Source organism: Senegalia massiliensis (assembly GCF_900626135.1).
Classification (GTDB): domain Bacteria; phylum Bacillota; class Clostridia; order Tissierellales; family SIT17; genus Anaeromonas; species Anaeromonas massiliensis.
Genome location: NZ_LR130785.1, coordinates 1913840 through 1931067, shown reverse-complemented (window position 1 = coordinate 1931067; position 17228 = coordinate 1913840). Strand labels below are relative to the sequence as shown.

Annotated in this window: 18 protein-coding genes, 1 pseudogene and 1 riboswitch; of the genes and pseudogenes, 14 read left to right on the top strand and 5 right to left on the bottom strand. The window is 24.4% G+C overall.

The genetic code is table 11. The features are described 5' to 3' along the window. Nucleotides 1-18: 18 nt before the first annotated feature. From E0D94_RS09770 to E0D94_RS09760, 3 genes are read right to left on the bottom strand one after another with little or no spacing between them, the layout of a single operon-like run. On the bottom strand, nucleotides 19-591 hold the full coding sequence (locus E0D94_RS09770) for an accessory gene regulator B family protein (RefSeq protein ID WP_130807279.1): 573 nt from the start codon (nucleotides 589-591) through the stop codon (nucleotides 19-21). Next, nucleotides 566-1894 carry a sensor histidine kinase gene (locus tag E0D94_RS09765; protein ID WP_165442924.1) on the bottom strand — a complete coding sequence of 443 codons (1329 nt, stop codon included), beginning with the start codon at nucleotides 1892-1894 and terminating at the stop codon, nucleotides 566-568. Before E0D94_RS09765 ends, E0D94_RS09770 begins: the two co-directional genes overlap by 26 nt. A gap of 44 nt (nucleotides 1895-1938) precedes the next feature. Continuing rightward, nucleotides 1939-2073 carry a cyclic lactone autoinducer peptide gene (locus E0D94_RS09760; RefSeq protein ID WP_130807277.1) on the bottom strand — a complete coding sequence of 45 codons (135 nt, stop codon included), beginning with the start codon at nucleotides 2071-2073 and terminating at the stop codon, nucleotides 1939-1941. 205 nt (nucleotides 2074-2278) lie between these two features. Between E0D94_RS09760 and E0D94_RS09755 the strand changes: the two genes are divergently transcribed. The 3 genes from E0D94_RS09755 to E0D94_RS09745 all read left to right on the top strand — a co-directional run bounded on the left by E0D94_RS09755 (nucleotide 2279) and on the right by E0D94_RS09745 (nucleotide 5199). Then, nucleotides 2279-3178, top strand: a complete 900-nt coding sequence (locus tag E0D94_RS09755; RefSeq protein ID WP_130807276.1) for a nitroreductase family protein — start codon at nucleotides 2279-2281, stop codon at nucleotides 3176-3178. 129 nt (nucleotides 3179-3307) lie between these two features. Then, the gene (gene rpsD, locus E0D94_RS09750; protein ID WP_130807275.1) at nucleotides 3308-3904 is read left to right on the top strand and encodes a 30S ribosomal protein S4; all 597 of its coding nucleotides are present in this window, start codon (nucleotides 3308-3310) and stop codon (nucleotides 3902-3904) included. A gap of 140 nt (nucleotides 3905-4044) precedes the next feature. Then, a complete protein-coding gene (locus tag E0D94_RS09745) occupies nucleotides 4045-5199 on the top strand; it encodes a CD0519/CD1768 family membrane protein (protein WP_130807274.1) in 1155 nt (384 codons plus the stop codon). Between the two features lie 26 nt (nucleotides 5200-5225). On the opposite strand, the gene E0D94_RS09740 is transcribed toward E0D94_RS09745, so the two are convergent. Further along, nucleotides 5226-6596: an MATE family efflux transporter gene (locus E0D94_RS09740; protein WP_130807273.1), complete on the bottom strand. Its 1371-nt coding sequence runs from the start codon at nucleotides 6594-6596 to the stop codon at nucleotides 5226-5228. Between the two features lie 121 nt (nucleotides 6597-6717). Between E0D94_RS09740 and E0D94_RS09735 the strand changes: the two genes are divergently transcribed. Then, nucleotides 6718-7161, top strand: coding sequence for a hypothetical protein (locus E0D94_RS09735; protein WP_130807272.1), 444 nt, complete (start codon nucleotides 6718-6720; stop codon nucleotides 7159-7161). A gap of 8 nt (nucleotides 7162-7169) precedes the next feature. Beyond that, entirely contained in the window at nucleotides 7170-8420 is a 1251-nt protein-coding gene (gene uvsE, locus E0D94_RS09730; protein WP_130807271.1) for a UV DNA damage repair endonuclease UvsE, read from the top strand. Here the strand turns inward: uvsE and E0D94_RS09725 are convergent. Further along, nucleotides 8417-8620: pseudogene (locus tag E0D94_RS09725) on the bottom strand (SelT/SelW/SelH family protein); the annotation flags it as partial. The gene uvsE and the pseudogene E0D94_RS09725 sit on opposite strands and share 4 nt — an antisense overlap. Nucleotides 8621-8841: 221 nt before the next feature. Here E0D94_RS09725 and E0D94_RS14855 point away from each other — a divergent pair. From E0D94_RS14855 to E0D94_RS09685, 9 genes are all read left to right on the top strand, one after another. Then, nucleotides 8842-9009 (top strand): hypothetical protein, encoded by a 168-nt coding sequence (locus E0D94_RS14855; RefSeq protein ID WP_165442923.1) that lies wholly within the window; start codon nucleotides 8842-8844, stop codon nucleotides 9007-9009. Between the two features lie 104 nt (nucleotides 9010-9113). Next, nucleotides 9114-9734 carry a DedA family protein gene (locus E0D94_RS09720; protein WP_130807269.1) on the top strand — a complete coding sequence of 207 codons (621 nt, stop codon included), beginning with the start codon at nucleotides 9114-9116 and terminating at the stop codon, nucleotides 9732-9734. A 12-nt stretch (nucleotides 9735-9746) separates the two neighbouring features. Further along, the gene (locus E0D94_RS09715; protein WP_165442922.1) at nucleotides 9747-10421 is read left to right on the top strand and encodes a TIGR01906 family membrane protein; all 675 of its coding nucleotides are present in this window, start codon (nucleotides 9747-9749) and stop codon (nucleotides 10419-10421) included. A gap of 43 nt (nucleotides 10422-10464) precedes the next feature. Next, nucleotides 10465-11463, top strand: a complete 999-nt coding sequence (locus E0D94_RS09710) for a restriction endonuclease (RefSeq protein ID WP_130807267.1) — start codon at nucleotides 10465-10467, stop codon at nucleotides 11461-11463. A 15-nt stretch (nucleotides 11464-11478) separates the two neighbouring features. Then, nucleotides 11479-11569, top strand: a riboswitch (THF riboswitch). Nucleotides 11570-11632: 63 nt separating this feature from the next. Further along, nucleotides 11633-12358: a folate family ECF transporter S component gene (locus E0D94_RS09705; RefSeq protein WP_130807266.1), complete on the top strand. Its 726-nt coding sequence runs from the start codon at nucleotides 11633-11635 to the stop codon at nucleotides 12356-12358. A 42-nt stretch (nucleotides 12359-12400) separates the two neighbouring features. After that, nucleotides 12401-13528, top strand: a complete 1128-nt coding sequence (aroC, locus tag E0D94_RS09700) for a chorismate synthase (RefSeq protein WP_130807265.1) — start codon at nucleotides 12401-12403, stop codon at nucleotides 13526-13528. 16 nt (nucleotides 13529-13544) lie between these two features. After that, complete coding sequence (aroB, locus tag E0D94_RS09695; protein WP_165442921.1) at nucleotides 13545-14615, top strand: 3-dehydroquinate synthase; 1071 nt, start codon at nucleotides 13545-13547, stop codon at nucleotides 14613-14615. Then, the gene (aroA, locus tag E0D94_RS09690; protein ID WP_130807263.1) at nucleotides 14616-15911 is read left to right on the top strand and encodes a 3-phosphoshikimate 1-carboxyvinyltransferase; all 1296 of its coding nucleotides are present in this window, start codon (nucleotides 14616-14618) and stop codon (nucleotides 15909-15911) included. It abuts the gene before it with no gap. 42 nt (nucleotides 15912-15953) lie between these two features. Further along, nucleotides 15954-17156: a carboxylate--amine ligase gene (locus E0D94_RS09685; RefSeq protein WP_207289690.1), complete on the top strand. Its 1203-nt coding sequence runs from the start codon at nucleotides 15954-15956 to the stop codon at nucleotides 17154-17156. The last annotated feature ends 72 nt before the right edge of the window (nucleotides 17157-17228 follow it).

The window sequence follows — 17228 nt, the reverse complement described above, 5'->3', positions numbered from 1 at the left end:
ATTTTAAAATAAAAAAATTCACCAAGAATTTTCTTGATGAATTTTACCCACTAACAGAGTTATTGATTGAATGAAAAGTGCAGAGATAGCTATATTAGAAAATATAGGTTTCAATGTTACAGATATAAAAGATAATATTATTAGCACAAATATAGAAATATATTTTATTTTCTTTTTCTGTTTTTTTGATTTAATTCTTTTATTAGGATGATCCACAGGACTATATATATAAGTTAAAACATAAGTTACTATTATTAATATTAGTTTAGTTTCCAAAGTAAAAGGTATTAAATAAGGTAATTTTATTATAGTAAATAAAAGAAAAAAAGAAGTTATAAAACAAGATATATAAGTATTTTGATGGAAACCTCCTGAATAAATTCTAAAACTACTAAAAAATAAAATTGCTATAATAAATTCATTAGTTAATGATAATAAACTAAAAATAATAAAATAAAATATAATCTTAGAAAGTTCACTTACTATACATTCAATACCATATTTTATTTTAATTTTTTGAAGTTTATCAAATTCTTTATATTTTATTATTTGATAGTATAAAAAGTTAGAAATTCTCACTATATAGTTCATAGCTATCTCCTATAATATTAAATATAATTTGAAATTCTGTTTCCACTTTATTGCTATACAAAGTTATTTTACCATCATTTTTTTCTATCATTTTTTTTACTATATATAAACCATATCCATGATCATCACTATTTTTCTCTTTAGTTGAAAAACCATTTTGAAATATTTTTTCTGAAATTTTATCATCTATTTTAGGACCATTATTAGAAATAGAAATTATGTATTTTTCTTCTTCAATATATGTCCATAAAGAAATTATTGGTCTTTCAATAGGTTGTTTAGATAAAATAATTGCTTCAAAAGCATTGTCTAATATATTACTAATAATACTTATTAAATCTACATTATCAACTTTTACTTTATCTAACATAGATTCAAAATTAACATCAAATATAATATTATTTTCATATGCATAATTACTTTTAACTACTAGTAATCCATCAATATAATCGTTGCCGCTATTAAAAGTAGTATATGAATTTTTAATTTCATTAGTTATATTTTTCAAATATTCTTTAATACGTTCAACTGTATTAGGTTTATTTATAGTACACATTGCATATATAGTATTTATATGGTTTGAAAAATCATGTTTTTCTCTACGTATTATATTAATTAAAGACTCAAGATTTTTTATATAATCATATTGAAGATTATATTTTTTTTCGATTTTAATAAGATTGATTTTTGCTTTGTAATCTAAATAACCAATAATTGCATAGATTAAAAAAATTAAAATGATTAAAGTTTCATAAATTATTATCTTTTCAGGTTGATATATGACAAATTGTATACTTAGTATCAACATTCCCATTAAAAACATACCAAAAACCCAATATATAATGACTTGATGACTTAATTCTTTAGAAAAATATTTTATGTTTGGACTTTTAATTTTTGAAATTATAAATAATAAAATTAACTCTATGCTTTTAACTAATATTGAAAAATATAGTTTGACTTCTGGAATAGTTTGTAATTCTTCCATATTAGTATTTGTTACCATTGAAAAAACAGGAAATAATATTAATTCTATTATAATCATTAAAAATCCTATAAATACAATTGTAACTATAGATAAAAAAACCTTTACATTTGCTATTAAAGCAAGACTTAAACTTACAAATAATATTATTAATATCGTATGATAACCTGCTGGAAATGATAAAGTAGCCCAAAATGAAAATAATGTGAAAGAAATTAAAAACAAAGTACTAATAAATTTTTTAGTTTGAATTATTTCTCTTTTATTGGAAATAAATAAGTAAGAATATAAAAAAATAAATCCTTCTATAATAGCCATAATAACTTCATTTGCAAAGAGATAGGGACTAGTAATAGACCCTATCATTTGAGCAATTCATCTGGACATTTAGGTTGATTTGTTAAAAATGTTGTAGCAGAATTACCAGCATTATTTGCTACAAAAATTGCAACTAATGCTAAGGGAGACAATAAGAAATTAATAAGTTTTTTGTACATAATAAAAACCTCCTTTATTATATTTTATACGTTAATGAAGCTATTATGATTTATTATAATTATACCAAAAAAATGAAAAAAAGTAATCTATTTTTTGGTTATAAATTTTATGATTTAAAATAAAATATAAATATAATTAAAAAAGATTATATTTATAGTATTAGGGTATAAAAATTTTAACAAAGTATATTTAGGAGGAAATAAAATGTTATTTAGAAAATTTTTAGAAAATCGAACGTCAACAAGAGAGTATAAAGAAACAGTAATAGAAAAAGATAAACTAGACATGTTAATGGATTTTGTATTTAAAATTGAAAAAAGTTACGGTAATGAAGGTATCAGATTTAAATTATATGAAAATGGCGATGAAATATATAATGAGTTAAAAGGAAAAGCAGGTTATTCCGGAGTGATGATTAAAAGTCCTCATTATATAGGATTACAAACTAATGATGAAAATGATTTAACGTTTTTGAAAGCTTCTTACGCTATGGAAACCTTATTAACTAAAGTATATCAAATGGACTTAGGAAGTTGCTGGATAAATGTAATGGATACACCATATGATTCTAAGAAAATTTTATTTGATGAAAATAATAAGCATATTAATTACATAGTAGCTATTGGATATCCGAAAAATAGTCAAAAAATAACTGATTTTACAAGCAGTGATGGTTTGCAAAATGAAGATATTGAATATTTGAATACAATAAGACCTTTTAAAGAAAAGAAATATTTTGTTGATAAATCTACAAGTAGTAGATTATCTGTTAGTGATATAGTATTTTATAATGAATTTGGAAATGAAGTTTCTCAAGAGGAATTAGATAATAGAGGATTAGATGAACTTTTTTATTATATAAGATATGCTCCTTCTGATAAGAATGAACAACCTTGGAGATTTATACTTAAAAATAACAGTGTTGAATTGGGAGTAATTGATCCACAAGACAAAAATAATTTAACTGATGCTGGTATAATGATGTATTATTTTGAAGAGATGGCAAAAAGTATAGGTTATAAAGGCAATTGGAATTTCAAACAAAATAATATTCATGAGTATAAAGGTATAAATTATACAATAGTAGGAGAATATAATCTATAAAAATAAAAACTTTGTAAATGATATACATTATCATTTACAAAGTTTTTATTATATGGTATAATTGTTATTGGCTATTCGTAATGAGTATATACCGCGGCAAGTATATTCTATAATACGGAGGTAATAAATATGGCAAAAATGATGGGACCACGTTTTAAACTTAGTAGAAGGCTAGGTGTAAATGTAGTTGGTCATCCTAAAGCAATGAAACGTGCACAGAGAGGAACAAGTAGAGCTGATAAAAAACTTTCAAACTATGGTTTACAATTATTAGAAAAGCAAAAATTAAGATCATATTATAATGTAATGGAAAAACAATTCAAAAAAAGATATGTAGATAAAGCTATGAAAGCTGAAGGGATATCTGGTGAAGTTTTAATAGAGTTATTAGAAAAAAGATTAGATAATATGGTATATAGAATGGGATTTGGAAGTTCTATAAGACAGGCACGTCAAATGGTAAATCATGGACATATTTTAGTAAATGGAAAAAAAGTTGATATTCCATCTTTTTCAGTAGAAGTTGGAGATATTATATCTCTTAGAGAAAAATCTAAAAATATTGATGTATTTAAAGAGAGTTTTGAAAATCCATCTTTTGCATTAGATTATATAACTAGAAATGAAGAAAGCATTAGTGCTAAACTTGAAAGAGAACCTAAAAGAGAAGAGATACCAGTTGAAGTAGATGAACAATTAATTGTTGAATATTATTCAAGAAAATAGTAAAAAAACACAGTGTATACACTGTGTTTTTTTACTATATAAAAATTAATTTAATGTAATATTAATTTATTATAAAATGATTGATAATTTAGACATTACTCTTGTATAATGGATATAGATTATACATAAGGGGTGATTAAATGACTTTTTCAAGCTTGAAGAAGAAAACCTTTGCCTATACTGATTCCATAGTTTTTATTGCACTTATATCACTTTTTTTTGGATACATAGGATCACAAATGGGTATAGGTTATATGTTTTCTACAATAATGAATACAGCATATAAGCTATTAATGGATACTGTGTTTTATATTATGGCTATAGCTGTTTTGGCAGGGGCTTTTGGAAGACTTGCTACTGAGTTTAAATTAGTACAACTATTAAATATGTTATTTGCACCTTTAATGAAGCCGCTTTACAACTTACCAGGAGTTAGTTTTTTGGGAATAATAACTACCTATCTTTCGGACAATCCAGCTATAATATCTCTTGCTAAGGATAAAAGTTATTTAAGTTATTTTAAAAGAAATGAAGTTCCTTGTCTTTGCAATTTAGGAACAGCCTTTGGAATGGGACTTATAGTAACAACTTTTATGATTGGGCAAGGTTATTTTAAAGAGGCATTGATAGGTAATATTGGGGCTTTAATAGGAAGTATAGTAAGCGTACGATTAATGGCTTATAGGAGTAAAAAAATATTAGGTGAAAACAAAATTGAGGGAGACAGAGATTTTGACTTAGAAGAGATTTTAAATACTGCAGAAGATGAAAAAGCAAGTTTTTTTGAAAGGTTTTTAACTGCATTTTTAGAAGGTGGTAAAATGGGAGTAGATATAGGTTTAAGTATCATACCAGGGGTATTAATTATTTGTACTATAATTATGATATTGACATTTGGACCAATAGATGCTACAGAAGGATATCAAGGATTAGCATATGAAGGTGTAGGTTTATTACCTCTTATTGGAGAGAAGTTATCTCCAATATTAACGCCATTATTTGGATTTAAGAATCCAGAAGCTATTGCATTTCCAATTACAGCATTAGGTGCTGTAGGGGCTGCATTAAGCTTAATACCAAGTTTTATAGAAAATAATGTAATAGGAGGCAATGAAATAGCTGTATTCACTGCCATGGGTATGTGTTGGAGTGGATTTTTAAGTACACATGTGGCAATGTTAGATACATTAGGACATAGAAATTTAATTTCAAAAGCTATAACAAGTCATTTAGTAGGAGGAATTGTTGCGGGTATTTCTGCACATTATCTGGTATTATTAATAAATATATTTTAAGCTAGGCTTATAAATAGCCTAGCTTTTTATGTGGTTTTCATTTTTTCAAATGTGTCATTTAGAGCTCTTCTAAGCCAAATTATAAGAATGATTGAAGAGATCAATTCAGATATAGGGAATGAATACCATATAGTATTTAAGTTACCTATTTTACCTAATATATATGCAATAGGTAATAGAAGAATTATTTGTCTTAAAAATGACAATATCAAACTAGGAAATCCCTTACCAATTGCTTGAAAAGTTGTAGAACCAACAATTGCAGGACCGATTATAGGAAATGCAATACTTATCGTTTTTAATGCCTTAGTTCCTATTTGTATTAATTCTTCATTATTATTTGAACTTGAAACAAATAAGTTTATTAACTGAGTAGGAAAAAATTGAAACAATAAAAACCCTAAAGTAGTAAATACAAAAGAAACTATAAAACCGTATTTGATAGTTTTTTTCATTCTATCAGGTTTATTATGACCAAAATTATATCCCACTATAGGCATGTATCCTTGGTTCAACCCAAATACCGGCATAAAAACAAATGATTGTAATCTAAAATATATACCTAATGCTGCTATTGCAGTTTCATTATAAGCCCCAACTATAATATTTAATCCACTTATCATAAAAGAAGCTAAAAACTGCATTATCATAGCAGGAAATCCTACTTTATATACATCTTTGATTATGTTAAAATTAAATTTAAATTTTTTAAAATTAACTTTAATTTCATTATTTGATTTAAATATCATAAGAACTATAAATATTCCACTTAAGAATCTAGAAAATACTGTAGCTATAGCTGCACCTTCAATTCCCCATTCAGGAAAAGGACCAATTCCAAATATTATAAATGGATCTAATACAATATTCATTAGAGATCCAATTAGCATAGATATCATAGGAATTAAAGTATTACCCTCTCCACGCAATATATTATTAGATATCATAGGTACAAATAAAGCAGCTGAACCTAAAAGTATTATTCTTATGTAACGAGTTCCATAGTCTATAATTTCTACATTATTAGTAAATATAGAAATTATGTTTCTTGCAAATAATGCTCCTAATATAGCAAGGATGATTCCATAAATAACAGATAATAACATTACATGCTCTGCAGCATTTGAAGCTTTTCTTTGATTTCCACGCCCTAACTCACGTGAAATTAATGAACTTGTTCCAATTCCAGTTCCTACGGCAATTGCTATTAAAATCATTTGTATTGGAAAAGCAATAGAAAGTCCCGTAAGCGCTTTTGGGTCATAATTTCCAATATATATGCTATCTATAACATTGTATAAAGCTTGAATTGCCATAGATATTATAGATGGAACAGATAATTTAAAAAGTAAAGACATAATAGGTTCTGTTCCCATTCTATTTTCATTTTTATTCATCTAACTACCTCCAATAATAATACTAATATATAGCATATAACATAAAAAAATATAAATCAAACATTTAAATTAATAGATATTTTTAGTATAATTTATATTATATATGAAAGGGTGTTTAATGTTGAAAAAAATTAGAGTATGGGATCTTAGTTTATTATTTTTAGGAATTGGTATTGGAATTATACTTTCAGTTGCTATTTTTTATTATAATCCTGTTGTAAAATATAGAGAATATAGTGATGATCAAATAGTAGAAAAATATACTGAAATAAAATTAAAGGAACAACGTGAAAATGAAAAAAATAACAATAAAAATAATAAGAAAAAAGATGAAAAGAAAAATGTAGAAGATAGCATTACAAAATTAGAGTTTAACATTGAAAAAGGACAATCTTTAGATACAATAATTGATAATTTATATAATAAAAAAGTTATAGATAATAAAGAAAGTTTTTTAGATAGACTTAAGGTAAGGGAAGTAACAGGGAAAATACAATATGGAACATATAATATAGAACTTCCTATTGATTATGATGATTTAATTGATAAGATTATTATAAAATAAAACTTGAGGTGATTAGTATTAAAATTGGATATGCTTGCATTAATAAATCTATAAATAGGGTAAATTTTAAAACATGTAGATTAAAAAATGCTTCACAACAACGTTTGAAAGAGCTAATAAAATATAACTTAGAAAGTTTAGAAGAAATATTAAATTATAATAAAGAGAAAAATATTAATATGTATAGAATAAGCTCTGATATTATTCCTTTTGCATCTCATGATGTAAATAATATAGATTGGGAATTGGAATTTAAAACAGAATTGAACAGTATAAAAAGCATTATAAATAACAATAATTTTAGAGTTTCTATGCATCCAGGGCAGTATACTGTGTTAAATTCTAAAAATCAAGATGTAGTATTAAAATCAGTAAAAGAATTAAATTATCATGCAAAATTTCTTGATGCTATTACAGATGACTTTACTCATAAAATAGTATTACATATAGGCGGAGTATATGGAGATAAAAGAAAAGCGATTATACGTTTTATAGAGAATTTCAATCTACTATCTACCAGTGTAAAAAAGAGGTTAATTATAGAAAATGATGATAAGAATTATACTATAGAAGAGGTTATATATATTAGTGAAAAATTAAAAATTCCTATAGTTTTTGATAATTTACATAATGAAATTAATGGCAACTATAATATATTTGAATTATTTAAAAAAATATATTATAGTTGGAAAAATGAAGATGGGATACCAAAATTTCATTATTCTCAACAAGCTCCATATAAAAGAATAGGTTCTCATACTCAAACAATAGAGCCCTTTAGTTTTTTAAAATATATAAATAAGTTTAATTATGATATAGATATCATGCTTGAAGTAAAAGATAAGAATCTATCGGTAGAAAAAATAATGAATTTAAAAGCAGATAAATTAAATATAATAAGAGATGAGTGGGGAAAATATAAGTATAATGTTATGAAAAAATCTTATAATGAATATAAAAGGATAAGTAAATATATAAATTCAGAAAATCCTAGTTGGAATAATGTATGTACAATGTTAGAAAGTTCTTTTAATAAACAAGAATCTATAAATGAAGCTTTAAATGCTTATATGCACATATGGGGCTATTTTAAAAATTTAGCAAATGACAAAGAAAAAAGAAGCTTCTTGGAATTAATCAATAAATCCAACAATGCTTCTATTGATTCATATAATATTGAAAAGTACTTATTTGATTTAACTGAAAAATATAATGTTGAATACTTACTTAATTCATATTTTTTTAATGATATAAATTAAGAGTTTTCAAATATGTATTCTTCTTCTATAATATCCTCTATTTCATTTTCATTAGGAAATCTGTTTAATACTTTTTTAGAAAATATTAATTTCTCATTTACTTTTATTTCAAATACTCCTCCTGATGAAGGAATTAGAGACAAAGCCTTAATATCATTAGTATGAATATTAAGTAAATTTTCACAAAGGCTCACAGCCTTAGATAAATATCCTCAAGATGTGCAGTACTCTATACTTATATTGTTAATCATCACAATCACTCCTATCAAATAAAATATTATTTATACTTATTATACCTAGAAAGTTCTTATTTAAACAAATAATTATAATTGAGAATTATAAGTCTACTAGAATATTTTTTATGTATATGTTCAAACTAAAATTATATATAATTAAATAATAAATTAAAGGAGTGTAAAACTTGGCAAAAGATTTCAATAAAATAAAAGAAGAATTTATTAAAGCTGATTTAAATAAAAAAATAGAAATTTATACTACAACTGCAGGACTTACTGTGGAACAATTTAAAGAACTACTAAAAAACTTCCCTATTCAACATTTGAGTAAATTAGAAAAAGCTATGGCATAAAATAAAGTAGCAGATTTAAATCTGCTACTTTATTTTATGTATACAATATTATAATATAAAATAAAGGGTATAATTATTATATGGATTGAATAGGAGGAGGTTATATGGAAGAATTAATTATACAATTTTCTGAAAATATTGTTTCACAAAATGTAATTTTTTCATATGTTTTCTTTTTTCTATCTCAAGCACTTCAAGTTCTATTTCCACCTTATCCTGGAGATATGGTTTTAATATTAGAAGGATATTTAACTGAAATTGCAAATTTAAATATAGTAGTAGTAATAATGATTGCAATTACTTCTACTTGGCTTTCATCTATTGCTTTATATATTTTGGGAAGAAATAAAGGAGAGAAAATATTACACTCTAAAATAATAAGAAAGCTTTTTGAAACAGATAAAGTATTAAAATTAAAAAAGTTATTTAAAAAATTTAGTTTTATTGTTATAATAATAAGTAAATTTATTCCTGGAATATATTCTATAACTATATTGTCAGCAGGCATATTTAAAGTCAAAAAAACAATAGTTTATTCTTCTATAGCACTGATAACAAGTTTACATCATATTGTATTGATATCTTTAGGAAAAATATTAGGAGAGAATTGGACATTTGTATTTAGAAAAATAGAAAAATATAACAAACAAATGTTAACTCTAATAATTCCTATTTTAATTCTTTATTTTATAGTTATTCAAATAAAGAAAAGAATTTTTAAATAAATGGAGAAAAATATGAAAAAAATAATATTAGGTTTGATTTTTATAATTTCTTTAAATATATCATTATTATTTTTAGATGTTCAAATGGCTACATTTGATATAAAATTTTATGAGAATAAATTTGAAGAACATAATGTATATAAAAAAACAAACATACAAAAAGAAGATTTGAAAAAAGTTACACTTGAAATGCTAGATTATATTAAAGATAAAAGAGAAAACCTTATAATAGAAACAAATATAGATCAGAAAAAAGAAGTTGTATTTGGTGAAAGAGAAAGACTACATATGGTAGATGTTAAAAATTTATTTGAAATAGGATTTAAGATAAGAAATATTTCTATTATAATATTTCTGATAACTTTGGTAATATTTATAAAATATTATAAAAATATATTATATAAGCTTTTGATATTTGCAGCTACTATTCCTATGATAATAATGGGTATATTTGGTATATTAATAAGCATTGATTTTAGTAAATATTTTACTGTTTTTCATGAATTATTATTTACTAATGATCTTTGGCTGCTAAATCCTAAAACTGATATACTTATACAAATGTTACCTTTAGATTTTTTCTATAGTATTTCTATAAGAATTTTGACATATTTTATATTACAACTAATTTTAATTTTTCTTTTAGGAGTTGGATTAAAAGAAAAAAATAAGATAATTAATGATTAAAATTTTATGAAATGTCTATAATTCTTTTTAAAAGGAGAATATTATGGATAATAAAATTTTAATAAAAAAACTAGAAAAAAAATTAAAACATAAAGTTAAACAATATAAATTAAATTCATTTTTTATAAGTGAATCTAATAAGAAAAAGACTTTATTTGCAAGAATGATTGATAGATTGTTTATATCTATTATAATTTTTATAATTTCATATCTCATTTTTATTTATAAATGGAATAGTATTTATATCTCAATTTTTCTTTCTTTAACTTTTTCTATTTTAATATATTCAATTTTAAACTTAAAAAATAAAAGGGAAATTAAGAATGCTAAAAAAGTTACTACAAAAAAAATTGTAGAAGAAATGATTTATAATGATATTTTAAACAAAACTCCTGGAGAAATAAGTATATACTTTTCTGATTTATTTAAACAATTAGGATTTTATACTAATGATAAATTAAGTGATGATTTTTATTTAGAAGTATTTAATGATAATTTAAAAATAGGAATAAATATATTACAATATTCTTCAGAATATGGAGTAAATGAAGAAGCTTTAAGAAAGTTTTTTATTAAGCTTAATAAAAGCAATTTAAATAAAGGTATTATTATAACTACTAGTAGTTTTTATGAAGATACAAAAAGATTAGTAATGAAATTAAAAAAATATAAAAATATTGAATTAGTAGATATAAAAAAGTTGATTTCAATAATTAAAGGTACAAAACTATATCCTAATAAAAAGGAGATAGAGAATTATATATTAAATAAGATAGAAAACAATAAAAAGTCAGTCACATATTATATTAAAAATATACTTTCGCCTAATAAGTGGAAAAAATACTTGATAAGTAGTTTTAGTATATGGATATTTGGACAATTTACAGATTTTCATAATTATTATATATTTATAGTTTTAGTTCTTTTTTCATTGGGTATAGTATGTTTGTTGAGAAAAACTATTAATTATATTTATAATGGTAATGAAAAAAAGCCTGAATATTCATATGAATTCATTTACAAAAATGAAAATATGTTATAAAATAAGGGCTGTAATATCAGAGTAGGTAAAGTGCGTTAAGTGTTAAGAGATGGGAAGTAGCTCTTGAACGAAGGTTTAACCGCGATATTTTGCCGCATCCGCTGAATATTAAAGATCTCTTTTCTTTAGTTGTGGGACTCTATATTACTAAAAAAAGGAGGTTTTATTAATGAAAGGGAAAAAAATAAATACAAAAAGTTTAGTATCAGCAAGTTTACTTACTGCAATAAGTATTATTCTTACAAGAGCATTATCTATAATTATACCTATTGCAGGAGGACAAGGTCTTAGGATAGGATTTGGTGGAGTACCTATTATGATATCAGGTATATTGTTTGGACCTTTAGTTGGATTCCTTACAGGAGTTACTGCAGATTTAGTTGGAGTATTAATCAATCCCATGGGGCCTTATTTCCCAGGCTTTACTTTGTCAGCTGGCTTAAGTGGGTTTATACCAGGTTTATTTTATCATTATATTTTTAAAAATAGAAATAAAGAAAATACATCTATAAATTACACAATAGTAAATGGATTAATAGTAATTTTACTTTCTTTACTTTCTGGATATATATATATCCAATCAGGGAAAGATATATCTTATGAATTTTTAATTATATATTTTATTGCAATGGTAGGATTTATATATTTGCCAATCATTATAAATAAGAGATATAAAAATGAAAATTCGTCCTATAGATTTGACAAGTTTATATTTGTAGTATCTATAAGAACTATAATAATATCTTTAATACTTAATACTGTATGGCTTATAATGTTATATGACTTTGGTTTTATTGTTATATTTCCTTTTAGAGTACTTACAGCTTTAGTTACTATACCATTAGATACTATAATAATATATATGCTTTCAAAATATTTTAAATATGCTAAATAAAGCTGCCTTTGGCAGCTTTTAATATATATTAGGGGTGATAAAGTGTTAAGATTTTTAACGGCAGGAGAATCTCATGGAAAAGGTTTAATTGGAATAATAGATGGAATACCCTCAAATCTAAGAATTGATGTTGATTTTATAAATATGGAATTAAAAAGACGGCAAAAAGGCTATGGTAGAGGAAATAGAATGAAAATAGAAAGTGATGAAATAAATATATTATCTGGAGTAAGAGGTGGGGTTACAATTGGTAGTCCATTAACTTTTTTCATAGAAAATAAAGATTATAAAAATTGGATAGATAAAATGCATATTGAAAAAAGAATAAAAGAATCTATAACAAAACCAAGACCTGGACATGCAGACTTTGCAGGCGGTATTAAATATAATCAGAAAGATTTAAGAAATATATTAGAAAGATCTAGTGCTAGAGAAACTGCTATGAGAGTAGCTATTGGAAGTGTTGCAAAACTTTTACTTAAACAATTTGATATAAATATTTATAGTTATATTACTTCAATTGGAAATTTAATAGATGAAAAAGAGTATAATATAGATAAAATTAAAACATCAGATAATTCTATAATGAGAGTATTAAATAAAGAGCTAGAGGAAAAAATAATTAAAATGATTGATAAAACTAAAGAGGCTGGTGACACTTTAGGGGGTTCCTTTAAATTATTAGCAACAAATATACCTATAGGACTTGGAAGTCATACACAATGGGACAAAAAATTAGATGGTAAACTAACAGCTGCAATTATGAGTCTTCAAGGCATAAAAGCAATTGAAATTGGAGATGGTGTAAACTCTTCTAAAAATCTAGGTTCCAAGGTTCATGATGAGATATTTTATGATAGTAGTTATTATAGGAAAACTAATAATGCTGGAGGAATTGAAGGTGGAATTTCTAATGGTGAAAGTATTGAAATTAAAGCATATATGAAACCTATACCATCTCTTAGAATTCCTTTACAAAGTATAGATATGGATACTAAGGAAAAAGTATTAGCACATAAAGAACGAGCTGATGTATGTGCAGTTCCTGCTGCTAGTATAGTAGGTGAAAGCATATTAGCATGGACACTTGCAGAAGAATTGTTGATTAAGTTTGGAGGAGATAGTATAGATGAAATAAAAATCAATTATTATAATTATATAAATAATTGAAAGAGAGGTCATCATATTGAAATTACAAGTAGATTCTCAACTATATAAATATAATATTTATATAGAAAATAATATTTACAAAACTTTAAATGATTATATAAAGGAATATAATGAAGAAAAAATACTCATTATTACAGATGATAATGTAAGAAAAATTTATTTAGATAGTGTATTAAACTCTTTAAAAGATTTTAAAGTATATTATTATATAATTCCAGCTGGTGAAAGTAGTAAATCATTAGAAATGGCTGGAGATATATATAGCAAATTATTGAGAGAAAAGTTTGATAGACAATCATTAATAATAGGTTTTGGAGGTGGAGTTGTAGGAGATCTTGCAGGGTTTGTAGCAGCAACTTACATGCGTGGTATAAATTTAATACAGATACCAACTACATTATTATCACAAGTAGATAGTAGTATTGGAGGAAAGGTAGGCGTTAACTTTAATAACATAAAAAATATAATAGGTAGTTTTTATCAACCTAAAAAAGTTATAATTGATATAGATACTTTAAAAACATTAAGTGAACGTGATACTAAATCTGGATTAGCTGAAATTATAAAATATGGAATTATATCAGATTATAAGTTATTAGATATTATACATAATATAAATAACATTAGAAATATGGATTTTAAACTAATTAAATTATTAATAAAGAGATCATTAGAAATAAAAAAAGATATTGTAAAAGTAGATACCTTTGAAAAAGGAAAAAGAAAAATATTAAATTTTGGACATACAATAGGTCATGGAATAGAATCACTTGATAATTTTAAAAGATTTAAACATGGTGAAGCTGTGGCATTAGGAATGTTATCAGAAGCTTATATATCTAAAGAGTTAGGATTTATATCAACAAAATATTATCAAGAAATAAAACAATTAGTAAAGAAAATAACTCAAGATAATATATTTACTCAACAAGAAAAACAAGTAATAATGGAAAATATAAAATTAGATAAAAAAAACATGAATGAAAATATAGTATTTATTTTACCTATTAGTTATGGTAAAGTGAAAATATATGAGAATAAAATAGATGAAGAGTTGATTAAGAAATCTTTAGGAGAGGATATATAAGTGAATATACAAGGCGGTAATATAACATTAAAAGGTGAAATAATAGCACCAGGAGACAAATCAATATCTCATAGGGCTATAATGTTAGGAGCTATTTCTGAAGGAGAAACTATAATTCATAATTTTTTATTTTCAGAGGATTGTATTAATACTATTAATATTTTTAAAGACATGGGAGTAAATATAAAAGTTGATAATAAAATCATTAAAGTCAGAGGAGTAGGTCTAAATGGATTGAAAAAACCTACTAAAGATTTGTATGTGGGAAATTCTGGGACAACCATAAGGCTAGTTTCAGGAATACTTTCAGGTCAAAAATTTCCCACAAAAATTTCTGGTGATAATTCTATAGAGAGAAGACCTATGAAAAGAATTATAGAGCCATTATCTATGATAGGGGCTAATATAAAGTCAACAGATGGTAATTATCCTCCTTTAAATATACTACCATCTAATGAGTTAAATGGAATTAAATACAAACAAAATATATCAAGTGCTCAAGTAAAATCTTCAATTATGTTTTTATCACTATATGCTAAAGGAATAACAAAAATAATAGAACCTTATAGGTCTAGAGATCATACAGAGAGAATGATGAAGTATTTTGGAGTAGACATAGTCCAAAAGGATAATATTATAAGTATAAACTCAAAAATTAAACCTTTAGCAAAGGAAGTAATTATTCCTGGTGATATATCTTCTGTATCTTTTTTTATTGTAGGTGCTTTAATCTTAAAAGATTCACATATTATAATAAGGAATGTAGGATACAATATTACAAGAAGAGGTATAATTGATGTATTAAATGCTATGGGAGCGAATATAAAAATATTTAATTGTAGAAATGAGAATAATGAAGAAATAGTAGATATGGAAGTGAAATATTCTAAGCTTAATGGTATAGAAATAAAAGGAGATATTATACCTAGATTAATAGATGAAATACCGATTATTGCTGTGGCTGCATCTTGTGCAGAAGGAAAAACAGTAATAAAAAATGCTAGTGAATTAAAAGTAAAAGAAAGTAATAGGATTTTTTCTACAGTACAGAACTTATCTTCTATGGGAATAAATATAGAAGAAACGGATGATGGAATGATTATAAATGGGAGCAATAATTTTTTAGCTGCTAATGTGAAAAGTTATAGTGATCATAGGATAGTTATGAGCATGATAATAGCAGTTTTAAAAGCAAAAGGTACAAGTAATATAGATAATATAAATTCCATAAAAACATCCTATCCAGACTTTTTTAAAACATTAAATAAGTTGATAGACTTTAATGAATTTAAATAATATAATAAAGACTAAACAAATGAATAATTAGAAATTAGGAAGGTGATTAAAATTAATTACAAAAATAGAGCAGTTGTATTAGGAGCAAATTATTACATAGGACTTAGCATAATTAGATCCTTAGGAAGAAAAGGTGTGAAAGTTACAGCCATAGATTATACAAAGGAAGATAGCTATGGCTCAAGATCAAAATATTTAGACGAACATTTAATAGCACCACATTATGGCAAGGAACCTGAAAGATTTTTAGAGTTTTTAATAAATTATTCTAAAAATCAAGACTACAAACCTGTATTATTTCCGTCTTCTGACCCTTATGTAGAATTTATTGATAAATATTTTTATGAACTAAAAGAGTATTATCTATTTCCTATGGATAGAAAAGGATTTTGGAGTGAGGTCATGGATAAATATACCATGAGTTTATTAGCTCAGAAATTCAATGTAAAGGTACCTGAAACTATAAATTCTAAAGAAGAAAATTTAGTTGAAAGAGTTAGAGATGAAATAGGATATCCTTGTATTATTAAACCTATGGATTCTGCTTCCTTTGTACGCAAATATAGAAATAAAGTTTTTATAATTGAAAGAGAAGAAGAATTAATTGAGAAGGTAAAAATGTGTCATGATGATGATTTTGAAATACTTATTCAAAGAATAATTCCAGGTCCAGAAAGCAATTGTTATTGTTATGATGCATATTTGAATCAAGAATCAAAAGTAACACATTGGACCACTGCTTATAAAATAAGACAATGGCCTATAAATTTCGGAGCATCTACTTATGCAAAGCAGAAGTATATACCTGAACTACATGATATATGTAAACCATTCTTAGAAGGAATAAAATTTAAAGGGTTTTCAGAGATTGAATTAAAAAGAGATGAAAAAACTGGAGTTATATATTTAATTGAAGTAAATGTAAGAATAATTAATTTTAATGAAATGTTATATAATTGTGGGCTTAATTTTCCATATATTACTTATATGGAAATGACTGATAAATTACCTGAATCTAAAAGTGTAGAAGAAGATTTAGGATATACATTTCTCTATATGTATGAAGACTTATTTGCAGTAAGGGAATATTTAAAAACAGGTCAAATGAGCTTATCAAAAATAATAAAAGATATTTCATTTAAAAATGTGGCATCAACATGGAGTTTTTCAGATCCAAAACCAGCTCTTTATTTTATGAGCAGAGTATTGTTAAAAGTGTTTAATAAATTGACAAAAAGCAAATAACAAAAAATATTAAAATTTTTTTATATATAATATTTTCTTGCCTTTTTATTGGGTAATTATTTGCTTTTTGTA

Excerpts from the sequence above, each read along its gene's own strand:
- E0D94_RS09770 (WP_130807279.1), bottom strand. The coding sequence starts at position 591 with ATGAACTATATAGTGAGAATTTCTAACTTTTTATACTATCAAATAATA.
- E0D94_RS09765 (WP_165442924.1), bottom strand. The coding sequence starts at position 1,894 with ATGGCTATTATAGAAGGATTTATTTTTTTATATTCTTACTTATTTATT.
- E0D94_RS09760 (WP_130807277.1), bottom strand. The coding sequence starts at position 2,073 with ATGTACAAAAAACTTATTAATTTCTTATTGTCTCCCTTAGCATTAGTT.
- E0D94_RS09755 (WP_130807276.1), top strand. The coding sequence starts at position 2,279 with ATGTTATTTAGAAAATTTTTAGAAAATCGAACGTCAACAAGAGAGTAT.
- rpsD (WP_130807275.1), top strand. The coding sequence starts at position 3,308 with ATGGCAAAAATGATGGGACCACGTTTTAAACTTAGTAGAAGGCTAGGT.
- E0D94_RS09745 (WP_130807274.1), top strand. The coding sequence starts at position 4,045 with ATGACTTTTTCAAGCTTGAAGAAGAAAACCTTTGCCTATACTGATTCC.
- E0D94_RS09740 (WP_130807273.1), bottom strand. The coding sequence starts at position 6,596 with ATGAATAAAAATGAAAATAGAATGGGAACAGAACCTATTATGTCTTTA.
- E0D94_RS09720 (WP_130807269.1), top strand. The coding sequence starts at position 9,114 with ATGGAAGAATTAATTATACAATTTTCTGAAAATATTGTTTCACAAAAT.
- E0D94_RS09715 (WP_165442922.1), top strand. The coding sequence starts at position 9,747 with ATGAAAAAAATAATATTAGGTTTGATTTTTATAATTTCTTTAAATATA.
- E0D94_RS09710 (WP_130807267.1), top strand. The coding sequence starts at position 10,465 with ATGGATAATAAAATTTTAATAAAAAAACTAGAAAAAAAATTAAAACAT.
- E0D94_RS09705 (WP_130807266.1), top strand. The coding sequence starts at position 11,633 with ATGAAAGGGAAAAAAATAAATACAAAAAGTTTAGTATCAGCAAGTTTA.